Source organism: Bacillus infantis (assembly GCF_050107595.1).
Taxonomy (GTDB): domain Bacteria; phylum Bacillota; class Bacilli; order Bacillales; family Cytobacillaceae; genus Bacillus_AB; species Bacillus_AB infantis_C.
This window is the reverse complement of sequence record NZ_JBNILH010000013.1, coordinates 62,810-83,750: the sequence shown is the minus strand read 5'-3', so window position 1 is coordinate 83,750 and position 20,941 is coordinate 62,810. Positions and strand designations below refer to the sequence as shown.

Genomic DNA, 20,941 nt, shown 5'->3' with positions numbered 1-20,941 from the left:
CAAACCGCCTTTCGCTGATAATTATAAAATGAAAGCGAGGTGATAATGTGACAGTTGCATTGGTGTTTCATGATGAGTATGGAGATCCTATTCATGAAAATGAAATGATATACGATAACTTCGGGGCTCCAATACCAAACCCGGGTGAAGTGATTTCTATAGAAGGTTATTCATACAAGGTAGTAGACAGATTCTTTATGTATCTATCTAACTTAGATATTAATCTTCAAATCATTTTCCGTTGTGAAAAACTAAAAAAGTAATGAATAAAAGCATTCCTTCGGGTATGCTTTTATTATCTTGAATTGTCGAATTATAATGTTTGTTCAATTGTTATTTTTCTTTGATAATTATAGATAAAGGAGGAATGGTGTTGAATTTTAATTTAATTGAGTTTAAAGAGACTATAGGATACTTAGTAGGTGCAGTAGTGGATCCGTTGTTTCCTATTTTAAGCTTGTTTGTATTACTTTTTATTGTAATAAAAGTGCCTAATAACCTCGTTAAACTTGGCGGTGGAATAGGGGTAGTTTTATATCTAACCTTTGGTAATTATAGCGAAGTGTTTAGACCGATTATTAATATGATTTTTAATTAAGGCATCCATCTGGGTGTCTTTTTATTTTGCAGAAAGAAGGGTGATGATATTGGGAACAAAATTTGCTGATCGTTTATCTGATGAACAGAAGCAGCAACTGAGCCGGTTACGGTCCAAGCAAAAAAAACCTTCTAATGAATTGACCAGAAAGGATTGGGAAGAAATCATGGGAAAGAATCGTGCTACCTATAGAAGAGTAAATGGATCCATAAGAAGAAAGTAAGAGGAGAGAACAGAAATGGCAATGTTGAAGCTGTGCAGCTGCGGCAAAGCGATTGATATCTCCTTAGATAAATGTGACCGGTGCCAACCTTTGCAAAGTGAACGCCACAAGCTTTATGACAAATACAGAAGAGATCAAGAGTCTGCTACCTTCTATAAGAGCTCGGCCTGGCGAAAGCTGAGAACAACAGCGCTGACAAGAGACCTTGGTATATGTCAGCATTGCCTGGCCAAAGGCACTATCACACTGGCTGACATGGTGGACCATATCATACCGATCAAAGAAGCCTGGGAGTTAAGGTTGGTGCTTGATAACCTTCAATCATTATGTAACAGGTGCCACGCAATCAAGACGGCAGATGATAAAAGGAAATATAGGTGAAGGGGTGGGGCCCATTTCAAAATTTTCGGGCAGATCGCCCAAGACCGCATCCCCCGTTTTTTCGCGCAAAAACTCCCTAAATAAAATTTCGGAAAGGAGGTATTTGGATGCCCAGACCCAGACAGCCAGTAGATTTGATTCTACATAAGGGTAAAAAGAACTTAACCAAACAAGAGATAGCTGAGAGGCAGTCTACAGAAGTTAAAGCACCCAGCGACAAAGTCAAAGCTCCAACTTATCTGCCTAAGGAATTAAAAAGGGAGTTCAAAAAAATTTCGGACCAACTCATTCAGATTGGAATTATGACAAATCTCGATGTGGATGCCTTGGCCCGTTTTTTATTGGCAAAGAAGATGTACTTAGAAGTCACGGAGTCCTTGATCAACATGATTCCAACGGAAGAAGTAGAATATGTCAAGAAAGATAAAGAGGGCAAAATTGTTGACGAAGGTACAAAAACTATCTCCAATGAAACCTATTCGGAACTGTTAATTAATCAGGATAAACTTTTCAAGCAGTGCCGAGTAGCTGCAAGTGATTTGGGGCTCACTATTTCTTCTCGCTGCAAGCTGGTTGTCCCGGACAAGAAAGAAGATAAGCCTCCGAGTAAGTTTGCTAAGTTTGGCGGTGGGCAGAAGTGATCGATCGCGTCACTTCCTACGCTTGGGATATATGTATGGGGAAAATACCCGCGGGTAAGTCCCAGAGGCAAGCTTGTAACCGGCATTTAAAGGACTTGGAGCGGCAGGATACAGAGAATTTTCCATATGTATGGGATAGTGAGAAATCAAATGAAATTATCGAATTTGCGGAAACATTGACAATTGCTGAAGGCGAGGAAGAGCAGCCACTTTGCTTGTATGGGTTCCAGGATTTTATTTTTGGCTCTTGGCATGGATGGAGGACGTTGGCCGGATATCGCCGGTTTAGAACGTCTTATATCCAGGTGGCACGCCAAAATGGAAAGTCATTGGGGAATTCTGTTCCAACACTCTATTATGGCAATTTTGACGGGTATAACTATCCACAAGTCTATTGCACGGCCACAAAAGAGCTGCAAGCACGGATTGTTTTGAAAGAGTGCTTCAAATTTATCAATGCTGACCCAGAATTGTGTGGCGACAACTATGAGGAAGGCCTTTACACCATTAAGGACTATGCCAGCAAGATCTTATGCAATTTATCACATGGAGAAATCCGGGCGCTTGGACGAGATACAAAGTCTATTGATGGATTCAGACCTTACTTTGCAAGTGTCGATGAATACCATCTCCATAAGGATAATCAGATGTATAAGCTGCTTGCAGATGGAACGAAAAAATTAAAGCAATGCTTAATTTCAGTTATCACGACAGCAGGCTTTGATTTAAATTCTCCATGCTTTGCTTTGTACGAATACTGTAAAAAGATACTTGCTGGTGTAGTGGCAGATGAAACACAGTTTGTCTTTATCTGTGAACTGGATAAGGATGATGATGTATGGGATGAGACCAATTGGGTGAAAGCTAACCCATTATGGACAGATCAAACGCTGGAAAGCCTTCGTGCGGAAGCTATAAAAGCAAAGGCTATGAGCGGAGAAGACATGAGGAACTTCCTTACAAAGTCCTTAAATCAGTGGGTCCAATTTGCCGACAACCAATATATGAATCTTGAACACTGGAAAAGCAGCGCAAGCAAAAAGACTCTTGAAGATTTCAAGGGTTTTTCGTGTTATGCAGGGCTTGATCTATCCAGCGGGGGAGATTTGACGAGCTTGGCACTTATATTCCCCTATGTAGAAAATTACGTAAGGAAGTACTTTATCCATTCGCACTCCTTTATACCAATTAAGCGGGTGGCTGAGCATATCAAATCAGACAAAGCCCCTTATGATATGTGGATTAGAGCAGGCCTGCTCACCGCCACTGAGACGATTGGGGGGATAAAGACTGATTATAAATACATTATTTCTTATCTGGCCAGGTTGATTGAAGATTACAGTCTCGAAGTGAAAATGATCGGTTATGATCCTCATAATGCATCTGCCTTCTTAAATGACTTGGAGGAATTGGGCATTGATTCGGTGTCAATTACACAATCTGCAAGGAATTTAAATGATCCAACGGTGGATTTCCGGCTGGAAGTCGAAGCAGGCAATGTGGGATACGACGAAGCAAATGAACTTCTTACCTGGTCTGTCACCAATGCAAAGACAGTTTCCAATTCTTTTGGTGAAATAAAGCTTGATAAGGACCTGCAGCAGAAGCGGATTGACCCTGTAGATGCCATTATTGATGCTTGGAAGCTTGCGATGTCTTCAGCAGAGGGTAGCGTAGACGTCTCTGAATTTGCTGATGATGATTTTCTCAAGAAACTATGGGGTTAAGGAGGGGGTGGAAATGTGAAACTTTGGAATTCTGTACGAAACTTTTTCGGTAACAGCGAAGAAACTTTAGAAAAAAGAGAAACCTTGGAACTGAATGAGGACGATCAGCGACTCCTGGAACTTTTGGGGCTTGAGCCGGGGGAAGTAAATGTAAAAGGCTTAAACTCTCTAAAAATTGATACCGTGTTCGCGTGTTTAAGAATACGGTCTGAATCTGTCTCGAAACTGCCCTTGAAGGTCTACCAAGAAGATGAAAACGGTATTCAAAAAGGGACAAGGCACTACTTGCAGCAGGTCTTTAAACTTCGACCCAACCCTTATATGAGTGCCAGTGACTTCTGGAAGGTCATGGAGGCGCACCGGAGCATGGGAAATGCCTATGCCAACATCGAATACGATAAAAGGACAGGCAAAGTTATCGGCCTATGGCCGTTGGACCCGGCAAAGGTAAAAGTAGTTGTGGATAATGCAAACTTTTTAACCTCAAAAACCAAGCTATGGTATGAAATTGAAGTAAGCCCAACTGAAAAAAGAAAACTCATACCAGAAGAAATTTTACACTTCAAAGGCAGTTTGACGCTTAATGGGCTTATCGGTATTCCAACATTGGACTACATGAAATCTACATTAGAAAATGCTGCTGCTTCAAATAAATTTATCAATAATTTCTTTAAACAGGGATTGCAGGTTAAGGGTCTAGTGCAATATGTGGGTGATCTAAGTCCTGGTGCTAAAGAGGAATTCCGTAAGAATTTTGAGGAAATGTCTTCTGGTCTGAAAAATAGTCACAGGATTGCACTTATGCCAGTTGGCTATCAATTCACTCCGATTTCTTTAAATATGGCAGATGCCCAATTCTTGGAAAACACCCAAATGACAATCCGGCAAATTGCCAATGCGTTTGGCATTAAGGTACACCAATTAAATGACCTTTCAAGAGCTACACATACCAATATTGAGAACCAGCAACGGGAATTTTATGTTGATTCCCTCCAATCTTCGCTTACGACATACGAACAGGAGATGGACTGGAAACTGTTTTTGGATAGTGAGCTTGAGCAGGGTTTTTATTGCCGGTTTAATGTGGATGCCATATTGCGCGGTGATATTAAAACCAGATATGAGGCTTATGGAAAAGGGATTGAAAAAGGATTTATTACTCCGAATGAAGTAAGGGCTCTGGAGGAAAAGCCGCCAATGCCAGGCGGTGACCAATTACTGTTTAATGGGAACGTCATTCCTTTAACAATGGCTGGCCAACAATACTCGAAAGGTGGTGAAAACAATGAATCAAAAGCTGCCGAAGACGACGAAGGAGATGAGGGCTCTTCCGGTGAAACTGGAGATCAGGGAGACGAATGAAGAATCCGAAACAAGGACCATTACAGGGGCCATTAAATACGATACAGACTCGGCTGAAATGCGCGATTGGTACGGGGATGTCATTATTGAACAGATTTCTTCCGGAGCATTTGATGAGAGTTTGAAAAGCAGGGATGTTGTCGGACTCTGGTCGCATGACACCTCTCAAGTACTGGGAAACACCAAAAGTGGTAGCCTTCAGATTGAAAATACCAAAAGTGAGCTCCGATTCGAATTAAACATTCCAAACACTTCTGTAGGAAACGATGCATGGGAGCTAATCAAGCGCGGAGATGTGGATGGAATCTCTTTTGGGATGAAAGTTACAAAAGATAAGTGGTCATCAGAAGAAAGAGAAGAAGGAAAAATTTATAAACGTTCAATCCTCAATGCCGAATTGTATGAGATTAGCCCGGTCGCATTCCCTGCCTACCCAGCGAATGAAGTTGGAATCCGATCCCTGGATGATTTTAAGGCTGAGGAGAAAAGAGCTTCAGAGGAATACCGGAAAAGGAAACTAGAATTAGAACTAGAGCTTTTATAAAAGGGCTCTTTTTTTTATGTTCAAATACACATTAGGAGTGAATTACATTGCCGAAAGAATTGAGAGAACTATTAAACCGACTGGATCAAATGAAACAGGAAGTCCGTACATTACTTGCTGAAGACAAAACAGACGATGCTGAAAAAAGGATGGCGGACGTCCGCAACCTTCAGAAGAAGATTGATATTCAAAAGTCGTTATCCAATGAGGAACGCAGCGGTTTAGATAATGCTGGTGCAAACCCACTTAACCCAAATCCGCCTAGCTCCTTGGAATCCAGAGAAGATGCCGAGCTTGAAAAAGAATATCGGCAGATTTTCTTAAAAGGGTTAAGGAGAAAGAATGTTTCCTCAGAAGAAAGAAGCATCATTTCAGAATATGAGAAGCGTGCTGTTATGAATGAAGGCGGGGCAGCTGGACAGTCAGACGGAGATTCCTCTCTCATTGTTCCGCAGGATATTCAAACTCGAATCAATGAGGTCAAACGCCAGTTTATTGATCTCTCCCAGTATGTAACAGTGGAAACCGTTACAGCCCTGTCTGGCAGTCGAGTGATCGAGGCTGATGCTGAATTAACCCCATTCCCGGTCATTGGGGAATATGATGAAATTCCTCTAATGGACAATCCGAAATTCCGTCCATTCTCTTATGCTGTAAAAAAACGTGGCGGCATTCTTCCAATCACCAACGAATTGCTGGCTGACAGTGATCAGAATGTAATCAATTATGTCTCTACCTGGATTGGAAAGAAAGCTGTGGCAACAAGAAATGCCCTGATTCTCAGCCAACTAAATGCTTTAACAAAGGCCCCAATGGCTGACTTTGATGACGTGCGCTCTGCACTGAATGTTAAGCTGGATCCAGCGATTTCATTAAGCAGCATTATACTTACGAATCAAGACGGCTTTAATCATTTAGACGGCCTGAAAGATTCTACTGGACGTTATTTGCTTGTCGATGATCTAACACAGCCAGGGAAAAAGTTATTTAAAGGGCGCCAGGTTGTGGTGGTCAACAATCGCCAACTGGCAAGTGATACAGGTGCAGGGACAGCGCCTATTATTATGGGGGACTTAAAACAGTTGATTGTCCTGTTCTCCCGTAAGTTCTACGAGCTGGCCAGCACAAAAGAAGGCGGAGATGCTTTCAAGCGCGATACCACGGATCTAAGGGCCCTCATGCGTGATGATATTAAAACATGGGACACAGGGGCTGCGGTGTTCGGCCAACTCGATATTACTCCAACTGTGTAGGAGGCAGGAAAAGGAGATCGTTATGATCATAGAAGTGAGTGAAACCAAACGGTGGCTAAGACTGGATGATGAAGCTGGCGAAGAGGATGAGACGCTTGAGATGCTTATCGGTGCTGCGGAATCGTACCTGCTTCAAGCAACTGGAAAAGCCTTTGATTCGTCCAATAAACAGGCAAAGTTATTTTGCCTTGTACTTGTAACAGATTGGTATGAAAACCGTGAATTAATTGGAACCGGACCTAGCGACAAGGTCCGGTTCTCTATTCAATCCATATTGACACAACTGCAATATATGCCAATTGAAGGAGGAGTAAATAATGGCGAAAAAGAAAGCATACCAAGTGATTCGGCCTTTCAGGGATAAAGGCAGTAAAGAAAAGTATTTGCCTAAGAATCCTTACGATGAAGGGGATGCTAAGAGGGTCAAGGAGCTGCAAGAAAAGGGTTACTTGGGGGAAGAGATTAAGCCGGAGAATGAAGAGTGAATCCAGGTAAACTGAATCACCGGATTGACGTTCTTGAAAATCAGAAAGTCACCAACGAACTGAAAGAAACCAGTTATCAATATGTACAAACGATGTCCCTATATGCAGCCATCATTCCCCAGACAGGAATTATGCAGAGGCAGGAAGCAGAAACCATCCTGACAAATGTGACCCATAAAATCATTGTTCGATATGTGGCTGGCAAGAAGATCACAAAGGACATGCAAATCAAGTTCCGGGAAAGCCTTTTTGAAATTAAGTATATCTTGAATCCCTACTTTAAAAACGAGACACTTGAAATCTTTTGCACGGAAGTGATGGATTGATGGAAATCAGGGGGTTGAGCGATTTTGAAAGAAGGCTGCTGGCCTTAGCTCAAAAAGAGCTTCCAAGAGAGGTTCCTAAAATCATGCGGAAAATGGGGAGTAAAGCCAGAACCCATGTTGCCCGCAAAGCGAGGCGCCAAGTCAAAAAGCTGACTGGTAATTATCATAAGGGATGGAAAAGAGGGAAGGTCTTTAAAGCGAAAGAAGATGAATTTGTGGTCAGGGTGTATAATTCCTCCCCTCATGCCCACTTAGTAGAGCATGGCCACATTCAAAAAGATAAAAACGGCAAGGAACTGGGATTTGTAAAAGGAAAGCATGTTCTGGAGGAATCGATGGGGGAATTTGAATCCGGAGAGATGGAAGAAATGCTGGATGCGTGGCTGGATGATTTGCTGGAGAGTGGAAAGCTATGATCAGCTATAAGGACATCAAATTGGCAGTGAATACGCTATTGAGTAACCAGTTCCAAATAGAAATCCAATCAAATGACGTGAAGGAAGGCTTTAAACGGCCTTCCTTTTTTGTTGAGCTGGATGACATGGAGCGTTCTTCAACAGATACTCAAGTGGAAAAAAATCTAACTATACGCATCTTGTACTTCCCCAGCGATCGATATTCTTACTCTTCTGAAATTCTAGGTGTACAGGAAGAGCTGGAAGAACTTTTCGATTTGAAGCTTCATGTAGCTGATCGCCATTTGAACATTCAAGAATCAGTCTCAGATATTGTCGACGGTGTATTGGACTTCTCGTTTGAAATTCACTTTTTTGATGGAAGGCCTAGCCGTTTAGAGAACGGATCAGACATTCAGATAATGCAAGAGTTATTGTTAAAGAGAGGATGAGTGGCATGGGATTACCGGAAATAAACATTGAGTTTAAAGGAAAGGCTGTAAGTGCTATTTTGCGGTCTGCTATGGGAATCGTTTCTTTGATACTAAGAGATGACACGAGCACTTTTGATTCAAAGGAATATAAAGATATTGAAGAAATAAAGGGAAATGATTGGTCACCAGAAAATACTGATTTTATTAAGCTGGTTATGAAGGGCACACCAAAGAAAGTCATATGCGAGAGGGTTGGAACGGAGGCAACAGATTTCAATGCAGCCTTGGCGCGATTAGGAAGCAAGAAGTGGAATTACCTTGCAATCCCTGAGATCTTAAGCACTGAAGTGCCGGATATTGAAACGTGGATAAAGGCAAAGAGGGAAAATGAAAAGAAAACCTTTAAGGCTGTCCTTCCGAATGCTGAAGCTGATCATGAAGGCATTATTAACTTTGCCACTGATGACATTCAGGTTGGTGCCAGGACATATACAACAGAAGAATATTGTGCCCGTATAGCAGGCGTGCTCGCCGGCCTCCCCTTTACCAGGTCTTCCACTTACTTTGTCTTGAATGAAGTGGACAGCGTTAAAGAAAGTGACAACCCCGACCAGGATATTGACTCCGGAAAACTGATTCTAATCAATGATGGGGAAAAGGTTAAGATTGCCAGGGGGGTTAACAGCCTAACATCTACTACTATTGAAAAGACGGAGGACTTTAAAAAGATTAAAATCCTTGAGGTCATGGAAATGGTTACTGATGATATTCGGGATACATTCAACAACTCATATGTGGGGAAAGTACCCAATACTTATGACAATCAGGTCCTATTTTTCATTTCTGTAAACAGTTATTTTAAAGGATTAGCAGGAGACAGCATACTGGATCCTTCGTTTGATAACCGAGCAGATGTTAATGTTTCAGCCCAACGTTTAGCGTGGGAAGGCATCGGTACCGATACCACTGAATGGGATGATCAAAAGGTCAAAAATAATTCATTTAAGAGCACTGTTTTTGCTGCAGGAAATATAAAAATTGTGGACGCAATGGAAGACCTGGACTTCCAGATTGCTATTTAAGGAGGGAGTAATATGCCGCAAGTAAAGAGTAATCGGGTTATGAATGGCACTTTCGGTTCTGTCTGGGTTAATGGAGAGAAATGGACCGACATAGAGAGCTTTGAAGCAAAGGTCACAGTGAACTTTGAAGACGTCAACATGGCGGAAGACTTGGCCACCCATAAGAAAATGACCGGATGGGCCGGCGAAGGCTCCATGACAGTAAAAAAGGTATATAGCAGAGGAGCCATTTTAATGGCACAGGCATTAAAGCGTGGAGAAACTCCGGATGTGACGCTTGTAGGCAAACTTGCAGATCCAGATGCGTTTGGAAGCGAACGAGTAGCTATTAAAGAAGTAACGTTTAATGAGTTCATGTTGCTCAAATTTGAGCAAAAGGCCCTTGGTACGGAGGAGTTGCCATTTAATTTCGCTGATTATGATCCTATCGATCTGGTTTCAGCCTAAAAGGAGAATTCGAATGAAAGAACAAGTGAAAAAGCTTACTCTTACACAACTGATTCAAAATAAAGAAAAATACCAGGTGAAATCTGATACAACGGAAGAGTTGTTTATTGAACGACTTGGCGGCAGCATTACCATTCGTAAGCCAGAGCGCTCACTATGCCTGGAGTGCATGGAAATGGCTAATGATGAAAAAAGGCAGGAGCAGGCGGATATCCATATGGTTTACAACATTGTTTCAGAGCCTAATCTGAAGGATCCTGAGCTCCACAAAGAATTTGGCTGTGCGGAACCATATGATATCGTGGAGAAAATTTTTGAAGTTGGAGAAATTTCACATATCAGCGGATCAGGCATGGAACTGGCGGGCTATCACTCAAAAATCAAAAAGGTGTCTGATCTAAAAAACTAATTAAAAGTGATGGAGACTTTTATTTTCTCCATCACTATATCCAGAAAGGGTTTGCGATAGATTACCTATTGAATCTACGGGTGGACGAAAAGCTCTTATTAGAGTCTAGTATGGAGCTTTATTATGAAGAGAGGGCCACGTAGCCGTCTCTTTTTTGGTAGGTGAGATTATGGCCAAGAAAGTATTGTCTGCGATTTTGACATTGAAGGATAAAGACTTCTCAGCCAATATGAAAAAGGCGAGTCAAGGCGTAAAGGGTTTTGACAAGCAGATGAAATATGCCGGAAACCAGGTGAAGAAATTTAAAGACAATGCAGTTTCAAGCTTTTCCAGCGTGGCTAAAAGTGCTGCCGGCATAGCTGCTGCTTACGTGGGATTAAAGTCATTAAATAATTTTAAGAATGAAGCAGTTGAACTTGCCAAAGCCCAAATTGATGCTGAAACAAAACTGGCCGCCGTTATGAAAAACACAAAGGGTGTAACGGATAAGCATATCCAAAGTGTAAAATCTTATGCTTCAGAAGTGCAAAATATGGGGGTAATAGGGGACGAAGTCCAGTTATCTGGTGTTCAACAATTGGCTACCTTCCAGCTACAGGGCGAAACTCTTAAAAAACTTATGCCAGGAATGGCTGATTTGATTGCTCAACAGAAGGGCCTTGGTGCTACCCAGCAAGATGCCGTGAATATTGGGAACATGTTCGGAAAAGTCATGAACGGACAAGTGGGTGCCCTTTCTAGGGCAGGCATCAACTTCACGAAAGCACAAGAAGAAGTTTTGAAATTTGGGTCTGAATCCCAGAAGGCCGCCACTCTGGCAGAAGTTCTGAAAATGAACGTTGGTGGAGTCAATAAGGCTTTGGCAGAGACCGATCAGGGGAAAATTCAGCAAATGCAGAATGCCTGGGGGGACTATAAAGAGGAGATTGGTAAGAAGATCTTACCTCTTCAAGCCCAATTTGCCGGATGGTTCTTTAAACAAATCCCTAAAATTCAAGGATTTATGCTTGGGGCTATTGATAAAGGTGTAAATGCATTTAATAAAGTCAAGAGTGTTGGCACTACAGCGTTTAGCAGCATTAGGAGCGTAATACAGGGCAATCAGCCCACCATCGACAGAGTAAAGAATGGGATTGCTGGTCTGGGAGCCTTTTCTGTCACAGTAAAAGACTGGGTAGTAGACGCATTCCAAAACATTAAAGCAAGCATAGCTGATAACCGGCCCACTATCGATGGCGTTAAAGGTGTAATGGCTGATCTGGGAGAAAAGGCCCTTTCCTTGAAGGATTGGTTGATATCAGCTTTTGAGGGAGGACAGCCAGCGCTCACTTGGCTAAAAGACGTTGGGTTGCCAGGAATTGTAGACGGCATTGCTGGCGTCACTGACCTGGCAACCGGCATGTATAACTTCATTAATGATAACTGGGGGACTATTGAGCCAGTTGTGTACGGAGTTGGAGGGGCTATTTTATTCTATAAAGGCGCTATGACTGTAGCGACCATTGCCACAACGATATGGAGCGGTGTAACGAAAGGCTTGGCGTTTGCACAAGGGGCTCTGAATGCGGTACTTGCTATGTCTCCTCTGGGGTGGATAGCCATTGCTATTGGCGCTGTTGTTGCGGTAGGAGTTCTTTTATATAGGAACTGGGACACAATCAAAGAAAAGACAGGTCAACTATGGCAAAGGCTTCTTGATAATCCACTATTAGCTTTAGCAGCCGGTCCATTTGGAGCCATAGTAGCCGCGGGAATATTAATATATAAAAACTTTGACACCATTAAAGAAAAGGCAGGTGCGTTCTTCGGTGCAATTGTAGAATGGGTAAAAAGCGCTTTGGAAAAATGGGAAAGTTTTAAAAGCGCAATAACTAATTTCAAAATGCCAAAATGGGTATCTACAGTAGGCAAAACACTGGGCAGTGTAACTAGTAAAGTTGGAGGTTTCCTTAACGGGTCACATGCTACAGGTTTAAATAGGGTACCGTTTAATGGTTATGTTGCTGAGCTTCATAAGGATGAAATGATAATACCGGCGTCACAGTCTAAAAAACTTAGGCAGCAGGGAGTAACCATTGATAATATTGATTCCCTTCCGATAGGTGGAAAAGGAAATGGGTCGGCTACTATTCAAAACGAATATGTGAACCACACGGAAGAGTCGAGCAAAAAGAATACTGTTATCCTCCAAGTCTATCCACAGGGATTAACAGTGTCACAAGTAATAAATGAATTAGTTCCTGAATTAAAATTAGCATTGGCAAACTTGTAAAGAGGAGGTATTGCGATGGACATTGTTTTTTCTGCTAATAACCGTGAAGAAATTCTCAAATTGCCTATTGTCCCTCCTGATCTCACATGGGATTCGCCACAAACGAATGAAACTTTTGATACCATTCAGCAAGGCGAACTGAATTTAATTGGTTTAAAAGGGTTAGTATCATTTAGCATCTCTTCCTTCTTTCCAATGAAAAGATATCCCTTTGCCAAGAGTGCAGTGCTCGGAAACCAGGCTGTCACATTCTTTGAAAAATGGAGAAAGAAAAGGGTTCCCATACGTGTAGTTATAACTAACAAAAAGGGCCAAGAGTTATTGAATTTGGCCATAACCATAGATAATTTCACTCACGGATTCGATCAAGCCGGTGATATTCAATTTACTCTGGATATAAAAGAATACAGATTTCCACGGGTGACATGATGGTCCATCAATTGTATGTAAATGGCTCTAATATCACGGATTTGGTTGGTGATTTAAGCTGGAGCGACAATATTGATGCTTTAGGGGCAAAGTTAGAATTTAACCTGGCATACTCCGATATGCCAAAATTCCCTAAAAAAGTAGTCTCCATAGGGGATGCTGTAACCTTAAAGAATGGAAAGGTGTTATTCCAAGGCATCGTAATTTCGGAAAGTACCAGTGGGAGATCCCCCAAGAAGTACATCTGCTTTGACTATGCCTTTTATTTAAACAAGAGCAAAACTATCATCCAGTTTAATAAGCATGCAGCAAGTGAGGCTATTCAAAAGGTACTGACTGAGTATAGCATTCCAAATCAAATTGTTGGTATCCCGACCCGGATTTCAAAGATTTATAAGGAAGATGTAATTAGCGACATTATCAAGGACATTCTGGAACAAGCCACTAATGAAACGGGCACAAAGTATAGGTTGGAAATGCGAGCTGGAGTCCTTCATATTGAAAGGCAAAGGGACCTTATGATAAATGCAAGGATCAATTTGATAGGGAATCCATCCCGAACTCAGTCCATTGAAGAAATGAAAAACAGTATCTTAATTGTCTCAGAGGGTGAGAAAGTGAGTAAAATTGTTGCCGAAGCAAAAAATGCAGGAAACATCAAAAAGTATGGGCTTCTTCAAGAAATTCAAACGGTTGATAAAAAAGATATGGCTAAGGCAAAAAATATCGCCAGCCAGTTGCTCAAGGAACTGAATGTGATTCGCGAAGAGAACAGCCTGGAATTGCTGGGTAATGACGATGTAAGGTCCGGCAGGATATTGCGAATCAATGAACCAGTGACAGGAATTGTAGGAGACTATTTGATTACTGATTGTACTCATTCATTTAGTAATGGAATACACCGAATGTCGCTTTCATTGGGGGTGGCCTAATGAGGGCTTATATAGAATTAGCAAAAATGTTCAAAGAAAGAAACAATGTTCCATACGAAGGTTATCTTATTGGAAAGGTTATTGCTGATTTCCCAGATATTAAGATTGAATTAGATAAAAATATCATCTTGGATAAATCTCATTTAGTTTTTTCTGCCCATGTTCTGAGTGGGTACAACCGGGAGTATGAGATAAGTGAGGCAGACCTTCAATTCAGGGATACTGATTGTGGTCAAACTGAAGTAGCAAGCGCTCATTCACATGAAATTGCCTCTTTAAACGTTGACTCTCAAATGGTTACTTCTTCAGGGAAAATAACATGGACTGACACAATAGTAAAGAATGATTACGTTATCTTGATTCCTTCCCATAATAGCCAATCATTTGTAGTAATTGACAAGGCGGTGATTTTAGATGTTTCCGGAGATAGAGGTGGAGCTTCAGGATGAAGAGCAAGATCTTGAGACTAGCTATAGCGGCAAGTCTTTTTTATTTGATTTTGACAAGGGCGATTTTGTTTTCAGAAACGGAAAGTTAGTGCCGGTTGAAGGGAAAGAGGCACTTAAGGTGTGGATTAATAAAGTATTGAAAACAGAGAAATTTCGATTTGAAATATATGAAAAAGAAGAGCGTGAAGAGGAATACGGTGTCATTATCGAGGATTTAATCATAGGACATTCGTTTTCACTCCCATTTATTGAATCAGAACAAAAAAGGGAAATTACGGTGGCCTTACTAAGGCATCCCATGATAGATTCCCTGGAAGATTTCAGGGTTGAAAGGGAGAAATCTTTGCTGCGCATTTCCTTTGAGGTCATTCTGGCTGATGGAGACTCGTTAAATCAAGAGGTGATTTATTCTCGTGAATAACTTGACAAGAGATGAAATCCACAAAGAAATGCTTAATGATGTTTCTGATACCTATGATAAATCTGAGGGTTCATTCATTTATGATTCCACTAAGCCAGCTGCCATTCAATTTGAAAAGTTTAGTACAAGCCTTGAGAACGCCAAGGATAAGCTGAGTATTGAAAACTTGGCAGGCACTGAATTGGAACAGAGGATCTTTGAACGTACCGGTATTAAAAGGAAAGGTGCCACGAAGGCGAGCGACTATGTAGAAATTACGGGTTTGCCTGGTTCTGTCGTTAATATTGGAGACAAAGTGGCGTCAGACAATGTTTTCTATTCAAGCATGGAAGTTAAGGTTGTAGATTCTTCGGGGAAAGCACTGGTTTTGTTTGAGTGTGATGAATATGGAACGGTGGGCAATGTTCCTGCCAATGCTATTCGGTTTATTCCAGTGACCTTGCCAGGGATTATTTCAGTTACCAATCCAAGCTCCTTTACGGATGGGTACGAAGCAGAAACTGACGCAGCATTGTTAGAGAGATATTTTGAAAGAATTCAGACCCCCAGCACCAGTAATAATAAATTTCATTTTAGGAATTGGGCAAAAGAAGTTACAGGCGTGGGGGACGCGCGCGTTTTTCCGTTATGGAATGGGGACAACACGGTGAAGGTTGTTATCATAGATTCAAATATGCAACCTGCTGACCAGGAATTAATTGCATCAGTCCAGGAGTATATTGATCCAGAGGCTGCAGGTTTGGGAGAAGGGCAATCTTCACTTGGATCCTTCTGTACAGTTGTAAGTGCAAATGCAGTCACAATTAATATTTCTTTTATAGGGACATTACAGGCTGGTTTTAGCCTTTTGGATATTCAGCAAAGCGTTTCTGAAAAGCTAATGGAATATTTGAGAGCGATTGCCTTCCAACAAGGATTTGTCTCCTATGCACAAATCGGCAGCATGATATTAAACAGTACAGGAATATTAGATTACTCTCAGCTTTTAGTTAACGATGGGGTATTCAACATTACAGTGGCAGAAGATGAAGTCGCTGTGTTAGGAGAGATTTCCATTGCTTAATTACCTCCCGACCTATCTCAAGAAAAGCAAAGTTTTTCAAGAGATAATAACCAGTGAACTTAGTGAATTCGAGCGTTTAGAAATAGAATTGGATGATTTCCGTCAACAATCATCCATTGATACAGCCACTTGGGCATTAGAACTTTATGAGAAGGAATTAAAAATCCCAACTGCACTACAGAAATCCTATGAAGACAGACGGGCTGTTATTAAAGCTAAATTGCAGGCAAACGGCAAACTTGACCATTTGATATTAGAAAATGTCACTTCAGCTATTCTTAAGACGAAAATATCCGTATCATTTAATGGGAGAATAGTCTTTAACATAGAGAAAAATCAAGGGTATGAGGATTCTAATCTTCCCATGTTTCATCAGATAATTGACGATATTAAACCCGCACATCTGCGGACTATTTTAAATATACAATCGGAATTGGATATGAACCTTTATGCCGGCGGATTTATCTCTGAGTACAAACAAGCCCACATTGAGCCGGTCCAATTCAACATGCCTGATATAAAGGGGCAGCAATATTTCGGCGGGTACATCTCGTCCTGGAATAGAACAACGATACATGCGGAGGTGAGCGCAAATGGCTGAATATAAAGGCATTATACTTACGGCAAAAGGCCGGGCATTAGTGGCTAAAACCCAGGCTGGACTGGCTCTTCATTTTACAAAGGCAAAGCTCGGGGATGGCGAGGTTTCCCAGGAAGTTAACCTGGAAGAGCTGAATGATTTGATCAGCCCAAAGCTGGACCTTCCAATCACTCATATTCAAGCTGATAAGAGTGGGATGTGCCACATACGGACCAATATTACAAATGCAGGTCTTTCTCAGGGATTTTTCGTCAGAGAGGTTGGAATCTTTGCGTTTGATGAAACCGGCGAGGAAATACTCTATGCCGTGACGACTGCGAACAACGCGGATTATATTCCACCAGCGGGCGGGTCTACAGCGGTTAATAATGAATTTGATATTACTGTGGTTATCGGAACCACATCGGAAGTCAAAGCAGAAATTAATCCATTAGGGGTTGTCAGCAAGGTGGATTTCGATGAGCACCTTGAAAAGACTGATACCGAAGCACACCCAGAGGCAATCCGGAATCTAAACCCTTCAGCAGGAGCTACAGGAGGCTCGGGTACACTATCAGACATTCTAAATAGTGTGGCGTATATCATGAAGTCCATCACTGGAAAAGAAAACTGGTGGGAAGCAGCCTCTAACTCCATCGAGCAGTTAGATCGGAATGATAAACGAATCATGCTGCAGCTGGAAGTGGACGGAAGGGCACCCGGAAGCAACGGATCCTTTTTAGATACGATTGAGGGTACTCCGAACCGAATGATATTTGATGATGCAGCAGCAGATATGACGCAGCCAGCACAGGCAGGGGCAACAACCCTTTCTATCGATATGGTTTCCGGCACCTTTTTTCCGAAAACACAGGTGACAATAGAGGACGATGTGAACCATGAAGAGGTTTTTATAACGTCTGTAGGCGAAAACACTCTCAATGTGGCTGCTCTCGTCAATGACTACCAAAAAGGGGCCAGGATCTCCCGTTCAAGCGTGATTCGCGATAGCACCAATGGTGAGATTCGTATAGGTGAATGGGTAACATATACCATTTTAGTTAGTGAGGGGGTTTAATAGATGGCTTTATATCAATGGGCGAAGTTTCACGCCATTTCCAAACAAGTGCCTTTTTTAGCGCCTGACAACAGGTATACGACATACGATATTAGCGATTCGTATACCCCTTATTCACTTATTGACATGGCAGGATATTTGGCGTATGGAAATGAGCTCCTATACAAAGCGGCAACAATAGATTCATCTAATAATATTGTGTTGTCGCAGCCTACAAGTTATTCGACATCTAATACACTGCGGGATTTGCCTAACGGGACTTATTATTTTAAGACCGGAAGTAATGTCAGCAGAATAGACATAGGCGGAGGGAATAGCGGAAGCGGTTATAGAAGTTTCATTTATTACAAGGTCACAGCGTCCGTCCGTACAGAGTATTCAAAAGGCTCTTTTATTGAATATATAAACGCAGAATATAACGCGTATACAAATAACGCGAGAAATTCTGACGGTTGGTGGTACGAAAGGCAAGGTTTAGCAAACACCGCCCCATCCACGCCCGGCGCATTCACAAGCCCGGCAAGCGGAATGATTTTAAAGGGTGGGGAAACGTACAATTTTGCATTTGGAGTGAGTACTGATGCAGAAGGTCCAGTAACTTACGAATTACAAAAAATAGAATACTCTGCTGGAGATACTAATATTCCATGGGTGAATGTCGATACCAGCCTTCAAAGTAATCAGAAGCCCTACACTATTACTTCAGACAAAACAAAAAACAGGGCGAGATTCAGAGTGAGGTCTAAGGACTCCGGAGGCTTATATTCACCATATTCCGTTTCACCTGAATATGAAATTGTTCACAACGCAGCGCCGACCCTAACGCTTAACATGTCAGACAGCCAAACGCTTTACGAAGCCAGCGTCTTTACAATCGAGGGAAATGCTGTTGAAACCGACAACGGGAATGTTTTAAGCGTTAAATACGAAATTAATAACGGTCCTTATAAAACCATCGATGCAAAGGTATCGGATGGATCCACTCCATTGACGTTTTCAAAGCAGCTCACCTTCAGGCAGGGATTCCTGTATGACGGTGAAAATATTGTTTCTGGAGAGCTGGCGGGAGGGGTAGAACATACCCTTACAGTATGGAGTGAAGATGACCAGAACGGAAAGTCCCCTGATACAGTGAGGACTTTTTTTGTTGTACCTAACAGGGCTCCAGAGCTCGTTTTCAATGCAATAGAACCCATTTCCAACAGCATCAATGCTGAAAAGCTCCGAGTAACAGGCTCTGTTACGGATCCTGAGGGCGATGTAGTAAAGCTTTCTTATCTCCTTAACAGCGGTGAGGCCGTTGTGTTCTATGAGGATGTGCCAGGTGAATGGTCATTTGATATTGACATCAAGGACCTGGCAGAAGGGAGCAATCCCATAGAAATTGAGGCAGAAGACATTTATGGCGCCAAGGATACCGAGCTGCGGACAATTACGAAAACCAAAAACAGCACTCCACAGAAGGCTGCGGTTGCCATCTATGAAATTACTCCTCCTGCCGGTTCGGCGCAGGAAGTCATCGCTTGGATTCAGAGAGAGATTGGGGATTTAGGCATCGAGGCCGAAATTTCAATGACTGGACCGGACGATCAGGAGAACTTCGTACCAATGACTTTGACTAATTCGGCCCCGGTCGGTGGCACAGACAGCATGGAGGATGAATTCGGCTACCAGGCTACAGAGGCAAAGTCAAAGATTATCCTGAAACTCAAGCTTACCAGGGAAGATACAACTTCGCCGGCTGCCATTAATTTGATAAGCGGGGTGCTTGAATAATGGCCATTGAAAGATATATAAGGAATCAAAACGGAGAACTTGGAACATTGCAAAAGGCTTTTTCTGGCCTTACAAAAGATGAGCAGATCGCGACTTTAGGTCAGCAGTTGGCTTTGGCCAAGCTAAAGGACATTCAAAGGGAAGCTTTGCTGAACAGTGTTGGACAGCAGGTTTCCCTTTTGAAAATAGAAGTTATGCAATTAAAAGGAGGTGCTTGATAATGGCGTTTTGGCAATTAGCTTTCAACCAAAAATGGGTTACAGCAGATCAACTCCGCTTGGCTGTAAAGACTGACTCCAATCCATATGGAGAAATTACACCTGACGAATACAAAACCATAACAAGTAAGGGTTTTTAATACAGAGAGGGGGGCTTATAAGGCTTAAGTAATAGTGGATAATGAAAGATATCTTTATAAATCTAAACATAACCATTTAATGGCCGATATTGATTATGGGGAAATAAGTTTTAAGATCTAAGCTGGCGGATCGCCGTGTGCGATGAAAGTCGCCCGCACGGTGAAGGCTCGTTATAAATCCAAGATATAGAGAAGGTATAAGACGAGAATAGCAATGGTATACCAGTAACTCCATCATTCTTTGTATCAAGCATTGACTTTAAAAATGGCGCAACTGGAGTAGAAGGACAATTCGATGATGGGGACGAAATGGTAATAACGTTCAGTAAAGAAATAGATCCTTCTACAATAAATTTTGCACTTACAAAGGGTGGAGAAGTTATACCAGGGAACGATTATTACCTTCGTGCAGAAGAAGAATTCGATAATCTTGAATTTGTAGAATTAAATGGTGTCTCCTATAATATAGGGACATTTACCGTTATCGGAGATGTAATCGGGGGATATGGAGCTGATGGAAGCATTAGTAAAATAACTCTTGATTCAACCGGAAAAATTCTCACCTTACATTTCTTTAATTTACTTCATGACCCTTATGCAGATGCTGCTGATAGTACGTATATTGAGTTTACTCCAGATTCGCAAATCAAGGACATTGATGGAGAGCAAATTGATACAAGTGTTAAAGTAAGAGAAGCAAACGGTAACAAGCACTATTAATATTTGACCTCACCTACATTTAGGTGGGGTTTTTTTCTGACACCAAACTCCAGTATTTGATGAACAATATGAATATATAACTAATAAGAATAGTCAGTATTACTTATTTTTACATTTATTCCTATTTTATTACAAAATATGCTATATAATGTATGCAAAAGGAGGTTTTAGAATGAAGAAGAAGTTTATACCTTTAATTGTCGTGCTTTTGGCAGCTGTTACTTTTGCATTTAACTCGTCGGCTTCAGCAGCAGGTTATGAGGTTACACTTAAAGGAGACATAACTACTCCCCGATCTACGACTTCTGTTTATACACCAGGTAACCTAAATATTAAAGTAGGAATTAACTGGGGATGGGCTGTTGAGTTTTATGTGTTAGATTCTAACGGTAACCGAAAGACTGGTGGAACTTTGCATAATACAGATCCAGATATAAACTATTCAATAAAAGTTCCTGCAGGAAATTACAGACTCTATTTGAAAAATGTACGTCATGAAAAACAAAATGATTTTGTTGGATACCTCACGCCTTATTAATTTTCATTGTCTAAGTTC

Annotated in this window: 29 protein-coding genes; all 29 read left to right on the top strand. The window is 41.6% G+C overall.

Features of this window, described 5'->3' with window-relative positions; translation table 11 throughout:
* Positions 1-47: 47 nt before the first annotated feature.
* The 29 genes from ACQCVH_RS22335 to ACQCVH_RS22195 all read left to right on the top strand — a co-directional run bounded on the left by ACQCVH_RS22335 (position 48) and on the right by ACQCVH_RS22195 (position 20,923).
* Positions 48-263, top strand: coding sequence for a hypothetical protein (locus ACQCVH_RS22335; RefSeq protein ID WP_426837802.1), 216 nt, complete (start codon positions 48-50; stop codon positions 261-263).
* 110 nt (positions 264-373) lie between these two features.
* Complete coding sequence (locus ACQCVH_RS22330; RefSeq protein WP_426837801.1) at positions 374-598, top strand: hypothetical protein; 225 nt, start codon at positions 374-376, stop codon at positions 596-598.
* Positions 599-836: 238 nt separating this feature from the next.
* A complete protein-coding gene (locus ACQCVH_RS22325) occupies positions 837-1,202 on the top strand; it encodes an HNH endonuclease (protein WP_426837800.1) in 366 nt (121 codons plus the stop codon).
* Positions 1,203-1,309: 107 nt separating this feature from the next.
* Complete coding sequence (locus ACQCVH_RS22320; protein ID WP_426837799.1) at positions 1,310-1,843, top strand: phage terminase small subunit P27 family; 534 nt, start codon at positions 1,310-1,312, stop codon at positions 1,841-1,843.
* The gene (locus tag ACQCVH_RS22315) at positions 1,843-3,570 is read left to right on the top strand and encodes a terminase large subunit (RefSeq protein WP_426837840.1); all 1,728 of its coding nucleotides are present in this window, start codon (positions 1,843-1,845) and stop codon (positions 3,568-3,570) included. The genes ACQCVH_RS22320 and ACQCVH_RS22315 overlap by 1 nt, the downstream gene beginning before the upstream one ends.
* A gap of 15 nt (positions 3,571-3,585) precedes the next feature.
* The gene (locus ACQCVH_RS22310) at positions 3,586-4,932 is read left to right on the top strand and encodes a phage portal protein (protein WP_426837798.1); all 1,347 of its coding nucleotides are present in this window, start codon (positions 3,586-3,588) and stop codon (positions 4,930-4,932) included.
* On the top strand, positions 4,856-5,476 hold the full coding sequence (locus tag ACQCVH_RS22305) for an HK97 family phage prohead protease (protein ID WP_426837797.1): 621 nt from the start codon (positions 4,856-4,858) through the stop codon (positions 5,474-5,476). Before ACQCVH_RS22310 ends, ACQCVH_RS22305 begins: the two co-directional genes overlap by 77 nt.
* 47 nt (positions 5,477-5,523) lie before the next feature.
* Positions 5,524-6,729, top strand: a complete 1,206-nt coding sequence (locus ACQCVH_RS22300) for a phage major capsid protein (RefSeq protein WP_426837796.1) — start codon at positions 5,524-5,526, stop codon at positions 6,727-6,729.
* A gap of 22 nt (positions 6,730-6,751) precedes the next feature.
* The gene (locus ACQCVH_RS22295) at positions 6,752-7,093 is read left to right on the top strand and encodes a head-tail connector protein (protein WP_426837795.1); all 342 of its coding nucleotides are present in this window, start codon (positions 6,752-6,754) and stop codon (positions 7,091-7,093) included.
* Positions 7,047-7,214: a hypothetical protein gene (locus ACQCVH_RS22290; protein WP_426837794.1), complete on the top strand. Its 168-nt coding sequence runs from the start codon at positions 7,047-7,049 to the stop codon at positions 7,212-7,214. Before ACQCVH_RS22295 ends, ACQCVH_RS22290 begins: the two co-directional genes overlap by 47 nt.
* On the top strand, positions 7,211-7,540 hold the full coding sequence (locus ACQCVH_RS22285) for a phage head closure protein (protein WP_426837792.1): 330 nt from the start codon (positions 7,211-7,213) through the stop codon (positions 7,538-7,540). Before ACQCVH_RS22290 ends, ACQCVH_RS22285 begins: the two co-directional genes overlap by 4 nt.
* Positions 7,540-7,956 (top strand): HK97 gp10 family phage protein, encoded by a 417-nt coding sequence (locus ACQCVH_RS22280; protein ID WP_426837839.1) that lies wholly within the window; start codon positions 7,540-7,542, stop codon positions 7,954-7,956. The genes ACQCVH_RS22285 and ACQCVH_RS22280 overlap by 1 nt, the downstream gene beginning before the upstream one ends.
* Positions 7,953-8,387: a phage tail terminator family protein gene (locus ACQCVH_RS22275; RefSeq protein WP_426837790.1), complete on the top strand. Its 435-nt coding sequence runs from the start codon at positions 7,953-7,955 to the stop codon at positions 8,385-8,387. The genes ACQCVH_RS22280 and ACQCVH_RS22275 overlap by 4 nt, the downstream gene beginning before the upstream one ends.
* 5 nt (positions 8,388-8,392) lie before the next feature.
* On the top strand, positions 8,393-9,451 hold the full coding sequence (locus tag ACQCVH_RS22270; RefSeq protein WP_426837789.1) for a phage tail sheath C-terminal domain-containing protein: 1,059 nt from the start codon (positions 8,393-8,395) through the stop codon (positions 9,449-9,451).
* 12 nt (positions 9,452-9,463) lie between these two features.
* Positions 9,464-9,898 carry a phage tail tube protein gene (locus ACQCVH_RS22265; protein WP_426837787.1) on the top strand — a complete coding sequence of 145 codons (435 nt, stop codon included), beginning with the start codon at positions 9,464-9,466 and terminating at the stop codon, positions 9,896-9,898.
* Between the two features lie 13 nt (positions 9,899-9,911).
* Positions 9,912-10,307: a phage tail assembly chaperone gene (locus ACQCVH_RS22260; protein WP_426837785.1), complete on the top strand. Its 396-nt coding sequence runs from the start codon at positions 9,912-9,914 to the stop codon at positions 10,305-10,307.
* 169 nt (positions 10,308-10,476) lie between these two features.
* Positions 10,477-12,579, top strand: a complete 2,103-nt coding sequence (locus tag ACQCVH_RS22255) for a phage tail tape measure protein (protein WP_426837784.1) — start codon at positions 10,477-10,479, stop codon at positions 12,577-12,579.
* Positions 12,580-12,594: 15 nt separating this feature from the next.
* Positions 12,595-13,008, top strand: a complete 414-nt coding sequence (locus ACQCVH_RS22250) for a hypothetical protein (protein ID WP_426837782.1) — start codon at positions 12,595-12,597, stop codon at positions 13,006-13,008.
* Positions 13,005-13,940, top strand: a complete 936-nt coding sequence (locus ACQCVH_RS22245) for an XkdQ/YqbQ family protein (protein ID WP_426837781.1) — start codon at positions 13,005-13,007, stop codon at positions 13,938-13,940. The genes ACQCVH_RS22250 and ACQCVH_RS22245 overlap by 4 nt, the downstream gene beginning before the upstream one ends.
* Entirely contained in the window at positions 13,940-14,389 is a 450-nt protein-coding gene (locus ACQCVH_RS22240) for a DUF2577 domain-containing protein (protein ID WP_426837780.1), read from the top strand. The genes ACQCVH_RS22245 and ACQCVH_RS22240 overlap by 1 nt, the downstream gene beginning before the upstream one ends.
* Positions 14,373-14,810, top strand: coding sequence for a DUF2634 domain-containing protein (locus ACQCVH_RS22235; RefSeq protein ID WP_426837779.1), 438 nt, complete (start codon positions 14,373-14,375; stop codon positions 14,808-14,810). Before ACQCVH_RS22240 ends, ACQCVH_RS22235 begins: the two co-directional genes overlap by 17 nt.
* On the top strand, positions 14,803-15,873 hold the full coding sequence (locus ACQCVH_RS22230) for a baseplate J/gp47 family protein (protein ID WP_426837778.1): 1,071 nt from the start codon (positions 14,803-14,805) through the stop codon (positions 15,871-15,873). The genes ACQCVH_RS22235 and ACQCVH_RS22230 overlap by 8 nt, the downstream gene beginning before the upstream one ends.
* Positions 15,866-16,474 carry a putative phage tail protein gene (locus tag ACQCVH_RS22225; RefSeq protein WP_426837777.1) on the top strand — a complete coding sequence of 203 codons (609 nt, stop codon included), beginning with the start codon at positions 15,866-15,868 and terminating at the stop codon, positions 16,472-16,474. Before ACQCVH_RS22230 ends, ACQCVH_RS22225 begins: the two co-directional genes overlap by 8 nt.
* Positions 16,467-17,531 carry a phage tail-collar fiber domain-containing protein gene (locus ACQCVH_RS22220; protein WP_426837776.1) on the top strand — a complete coding sequence of 355 codons (1,065 nt, stop codon included), beginning with the start codon at positions 16,467-16,469 and terminating at the stop codon, positions 17,529-17,531. The genes ACQCVH_RS22225 and ACQCVH_RS22220 overlap by 8 nt, the downstream gene beginning before the upstream one ends.
* Positions 17,532-17,534: 3 nt before the next feature.
* On the top strand, positions 17,535-19,307 hold the full coding sequence (locus ACQCVH_RS22215) for a hypothetical protein (protein WP_426837775.1): 1,773 nt from the start codon (positions 17,535-17,537) through the stop codon (positions 19,305-19,307).
* Positions 19,307-19,525: a hypothetical protein gene (locus tag ACQCVH_RS22210; protein ID WP_426837774.1), complete on the top strand. Its 219-nt coding sequence runs from the start codon at positions 19,307-19,309 to the stop codon at positions 19,523-19,525. The genes ACQCVH_RS22215 and ACQCVH_RS22210 overlap by 1 nt, the downstream gene beginning before the upstream one ends.
* A gap of 2 nt (positions 19,526-19,527) precedes the next feature.
* A complete protein-coding gene (locus tag ACQCVH_RS22205) occupies positions 19,528-19,665 on the top strand; it encodes an XkdX family protein (RefSeq protein WP_426837773.1) in 138 nt (45 codons plus the stop codon).
* A 309-nt stretch (positions 19,666-19,974) separates the two neighbouring features.
* Positions 19,975-20,385, top strand: a complete 411-nt coding sequence (locus ACQCVH_RS22200) for a hypothetical protein (RefSeq protein ID WP_426837772.1) — start codon at positions 19,975-19,977, stop codon at positions 20,383-20,385.
* Positions 20,386-20,557: 172 nt separating this feature from the next.
* Positions 20,558-20,923 (top strand): hypothetical protein, encoded by a 366-nt coding sequence (locus ACQCVH_RS22195; protein WP_426837771.1) that lies wholly within the window; start codon positions 20,558-20,560, stop codon positions 20,921-20,923.
* The last annotated feature ends 18 nt before the right edge of the window (positions 20,924-20,941 follow it).

What these genes read in the sequence shown, in the direction of transcription:
- ACQCVH_RS22290 (WP_426837794.1), top strand. Translation starts at nt 7,047, where the DNA reads ATGGCGAAAAAGAAAGCATACCAAGTGATTCGGCCTTTCAGGGATAAA.
- ACQCVH_RS22270 (WP_426837789.1), top strand. Translation starts at nt 8,393, where the DNA reads ATGGGATTACCGGAAATAAACATTGAGTTTAAAGGAAAGGCTGTAAGT.
- ACQCVH_RS22325 (WP_426837800.1), top strand. Translation starts at nt 837, where the DNA reads ATGGCAATGTTGAAGCTGTGCAGCTGCGGCAAAGCGATTGATATCTCC.
- ACQCVH_RS22240 (WP_426837780.1), top strand. Translation starts at nt 13,940, where the DNA reads ATGAGGGCTTATATAGAATTAGCAAAAATGTTCAAAGAAAGAAACAAT.
- ACQCVH_RS22265 (WP_426837787.1), top strand. Translation starts at nt 9,464, where the DNA reads ATGCCGCAAGTAAAGAGTAATCGGGTTATGAATGGCACTTTCGGTTCT.
- ACQCVH_RS22215 (WP_426837775.1), top strand. Translation starts at nt 17,535, where the DNA reads ATGGCTTTATATCAATGGGCGAAGTTTCACGCCATTTCCAAACAAGTG.
- ACQCVH_RS22320 (WP_426837799.1), top strand. Translation starts at nt 1,310, where the DNA reads ATGCCCAGACCCAGACAGCCAGTAGATTTGATTCTACATAAGGGTAAA.
- ACQCVH_RS22250 (WP_426837782.1), top strand. Translation starts at nt 12,595, where the DNA reads ATGGACATTGTTTTTTCTGCTAATAACCGTGAAGAAATTCTCAAATTG.
- ACQCVH_RS22275 (WP_426837790.1), top strand. Translation starts at nt 7,953, where the DNA reads ATGATCAGCTATAAGGACATCAAATTGGCAGTGAATACGCTATTGAGT.
- ACQCVH_RS22195 (WP_426837771.1), top strand. Translation starts at nt 20,558, where the DNA reads ATGAAGAAGAAGTTTATACCTTTAATTGTCGTGCTTTTGGCAGCTGTT.
- ACQCVH_RS22210 (WP_426837774.1), top strand. Translation starts at nt 19,307, where the DNA reads ATGGCCATTGAAAGATATATAAGGAATCAAAACGGAGAACTTGGAACA.
- ACQCVH_RS22260 (WP_426837785.1), top strand. Translation starts at nt 9,912, where the DNA reads ATGAAAGAACAAGTGAAAAAGCTTACTCTTACACAACTGATTCAAAAT.
- ACQCVH_RS22245 (WP_426837781.1), top strand. Translation starts at nt 13,005, where the DNA reads ATGATGGTCCATCAATTGTATGTAAATGGCTCTAATATCACGGATTTG.
- ACQCVH_RS22305 (WP_426837797.1), top strand. Translation starts at nt 4,856, where the DNA reads ATGAATCAAAAGCTGCCGAAGACGACGAAGGAGATGAGGGCTCTTCCG.
- ACQCVH_RS22255 (WP_426837784.1), top strand. Translation starts at nt 10,477, where the DNA reads ATGGCCAAGAAAGTATTGTCTGCGATTTTGACATTGAAGGATAAAGAC.
- ACQCVH_RS22220 (WP_426837776.1), top strand. Translation starts at nt 16,467, where the DNA reads ATGGCTGAATATAAAGGCATTATACTTACGGCAAAAGGCCGGGCATTA.
- ACQCVH_RS22295 (WP_426837795.1), top strand. Translation starts at nt 6,752, where the DNA reads ATGATCATAGAAGTGAGTGAAACCAAACGGTGGCTAAGACTGGATGAT.
- ACQCVH_RS22205 (WP_426837773.1), top strand. Translation starts at nt 19,528, where the DNA reads ATGGCGTTTTGGCAATTAGCTTTCAACCAAAAATGGGTTACAGCAGAT.
- ACQCVH_RS22200 (WP_426837772.1), top strand. Translation starts at nt 19,975, where the DNA reads ATGGTAATAACGTTCAGTAAAGAAATAGATCCTTCTACAATAAATTTT.
- ACQCVH_RS22280 (WP_426837839.1), top strand. Translation starts at nt 7,540, where the DNA reads ATGGAAATCAGGGGGTTGAGCGATTTTGAAAGAAGGCTGCTGGCCTTA.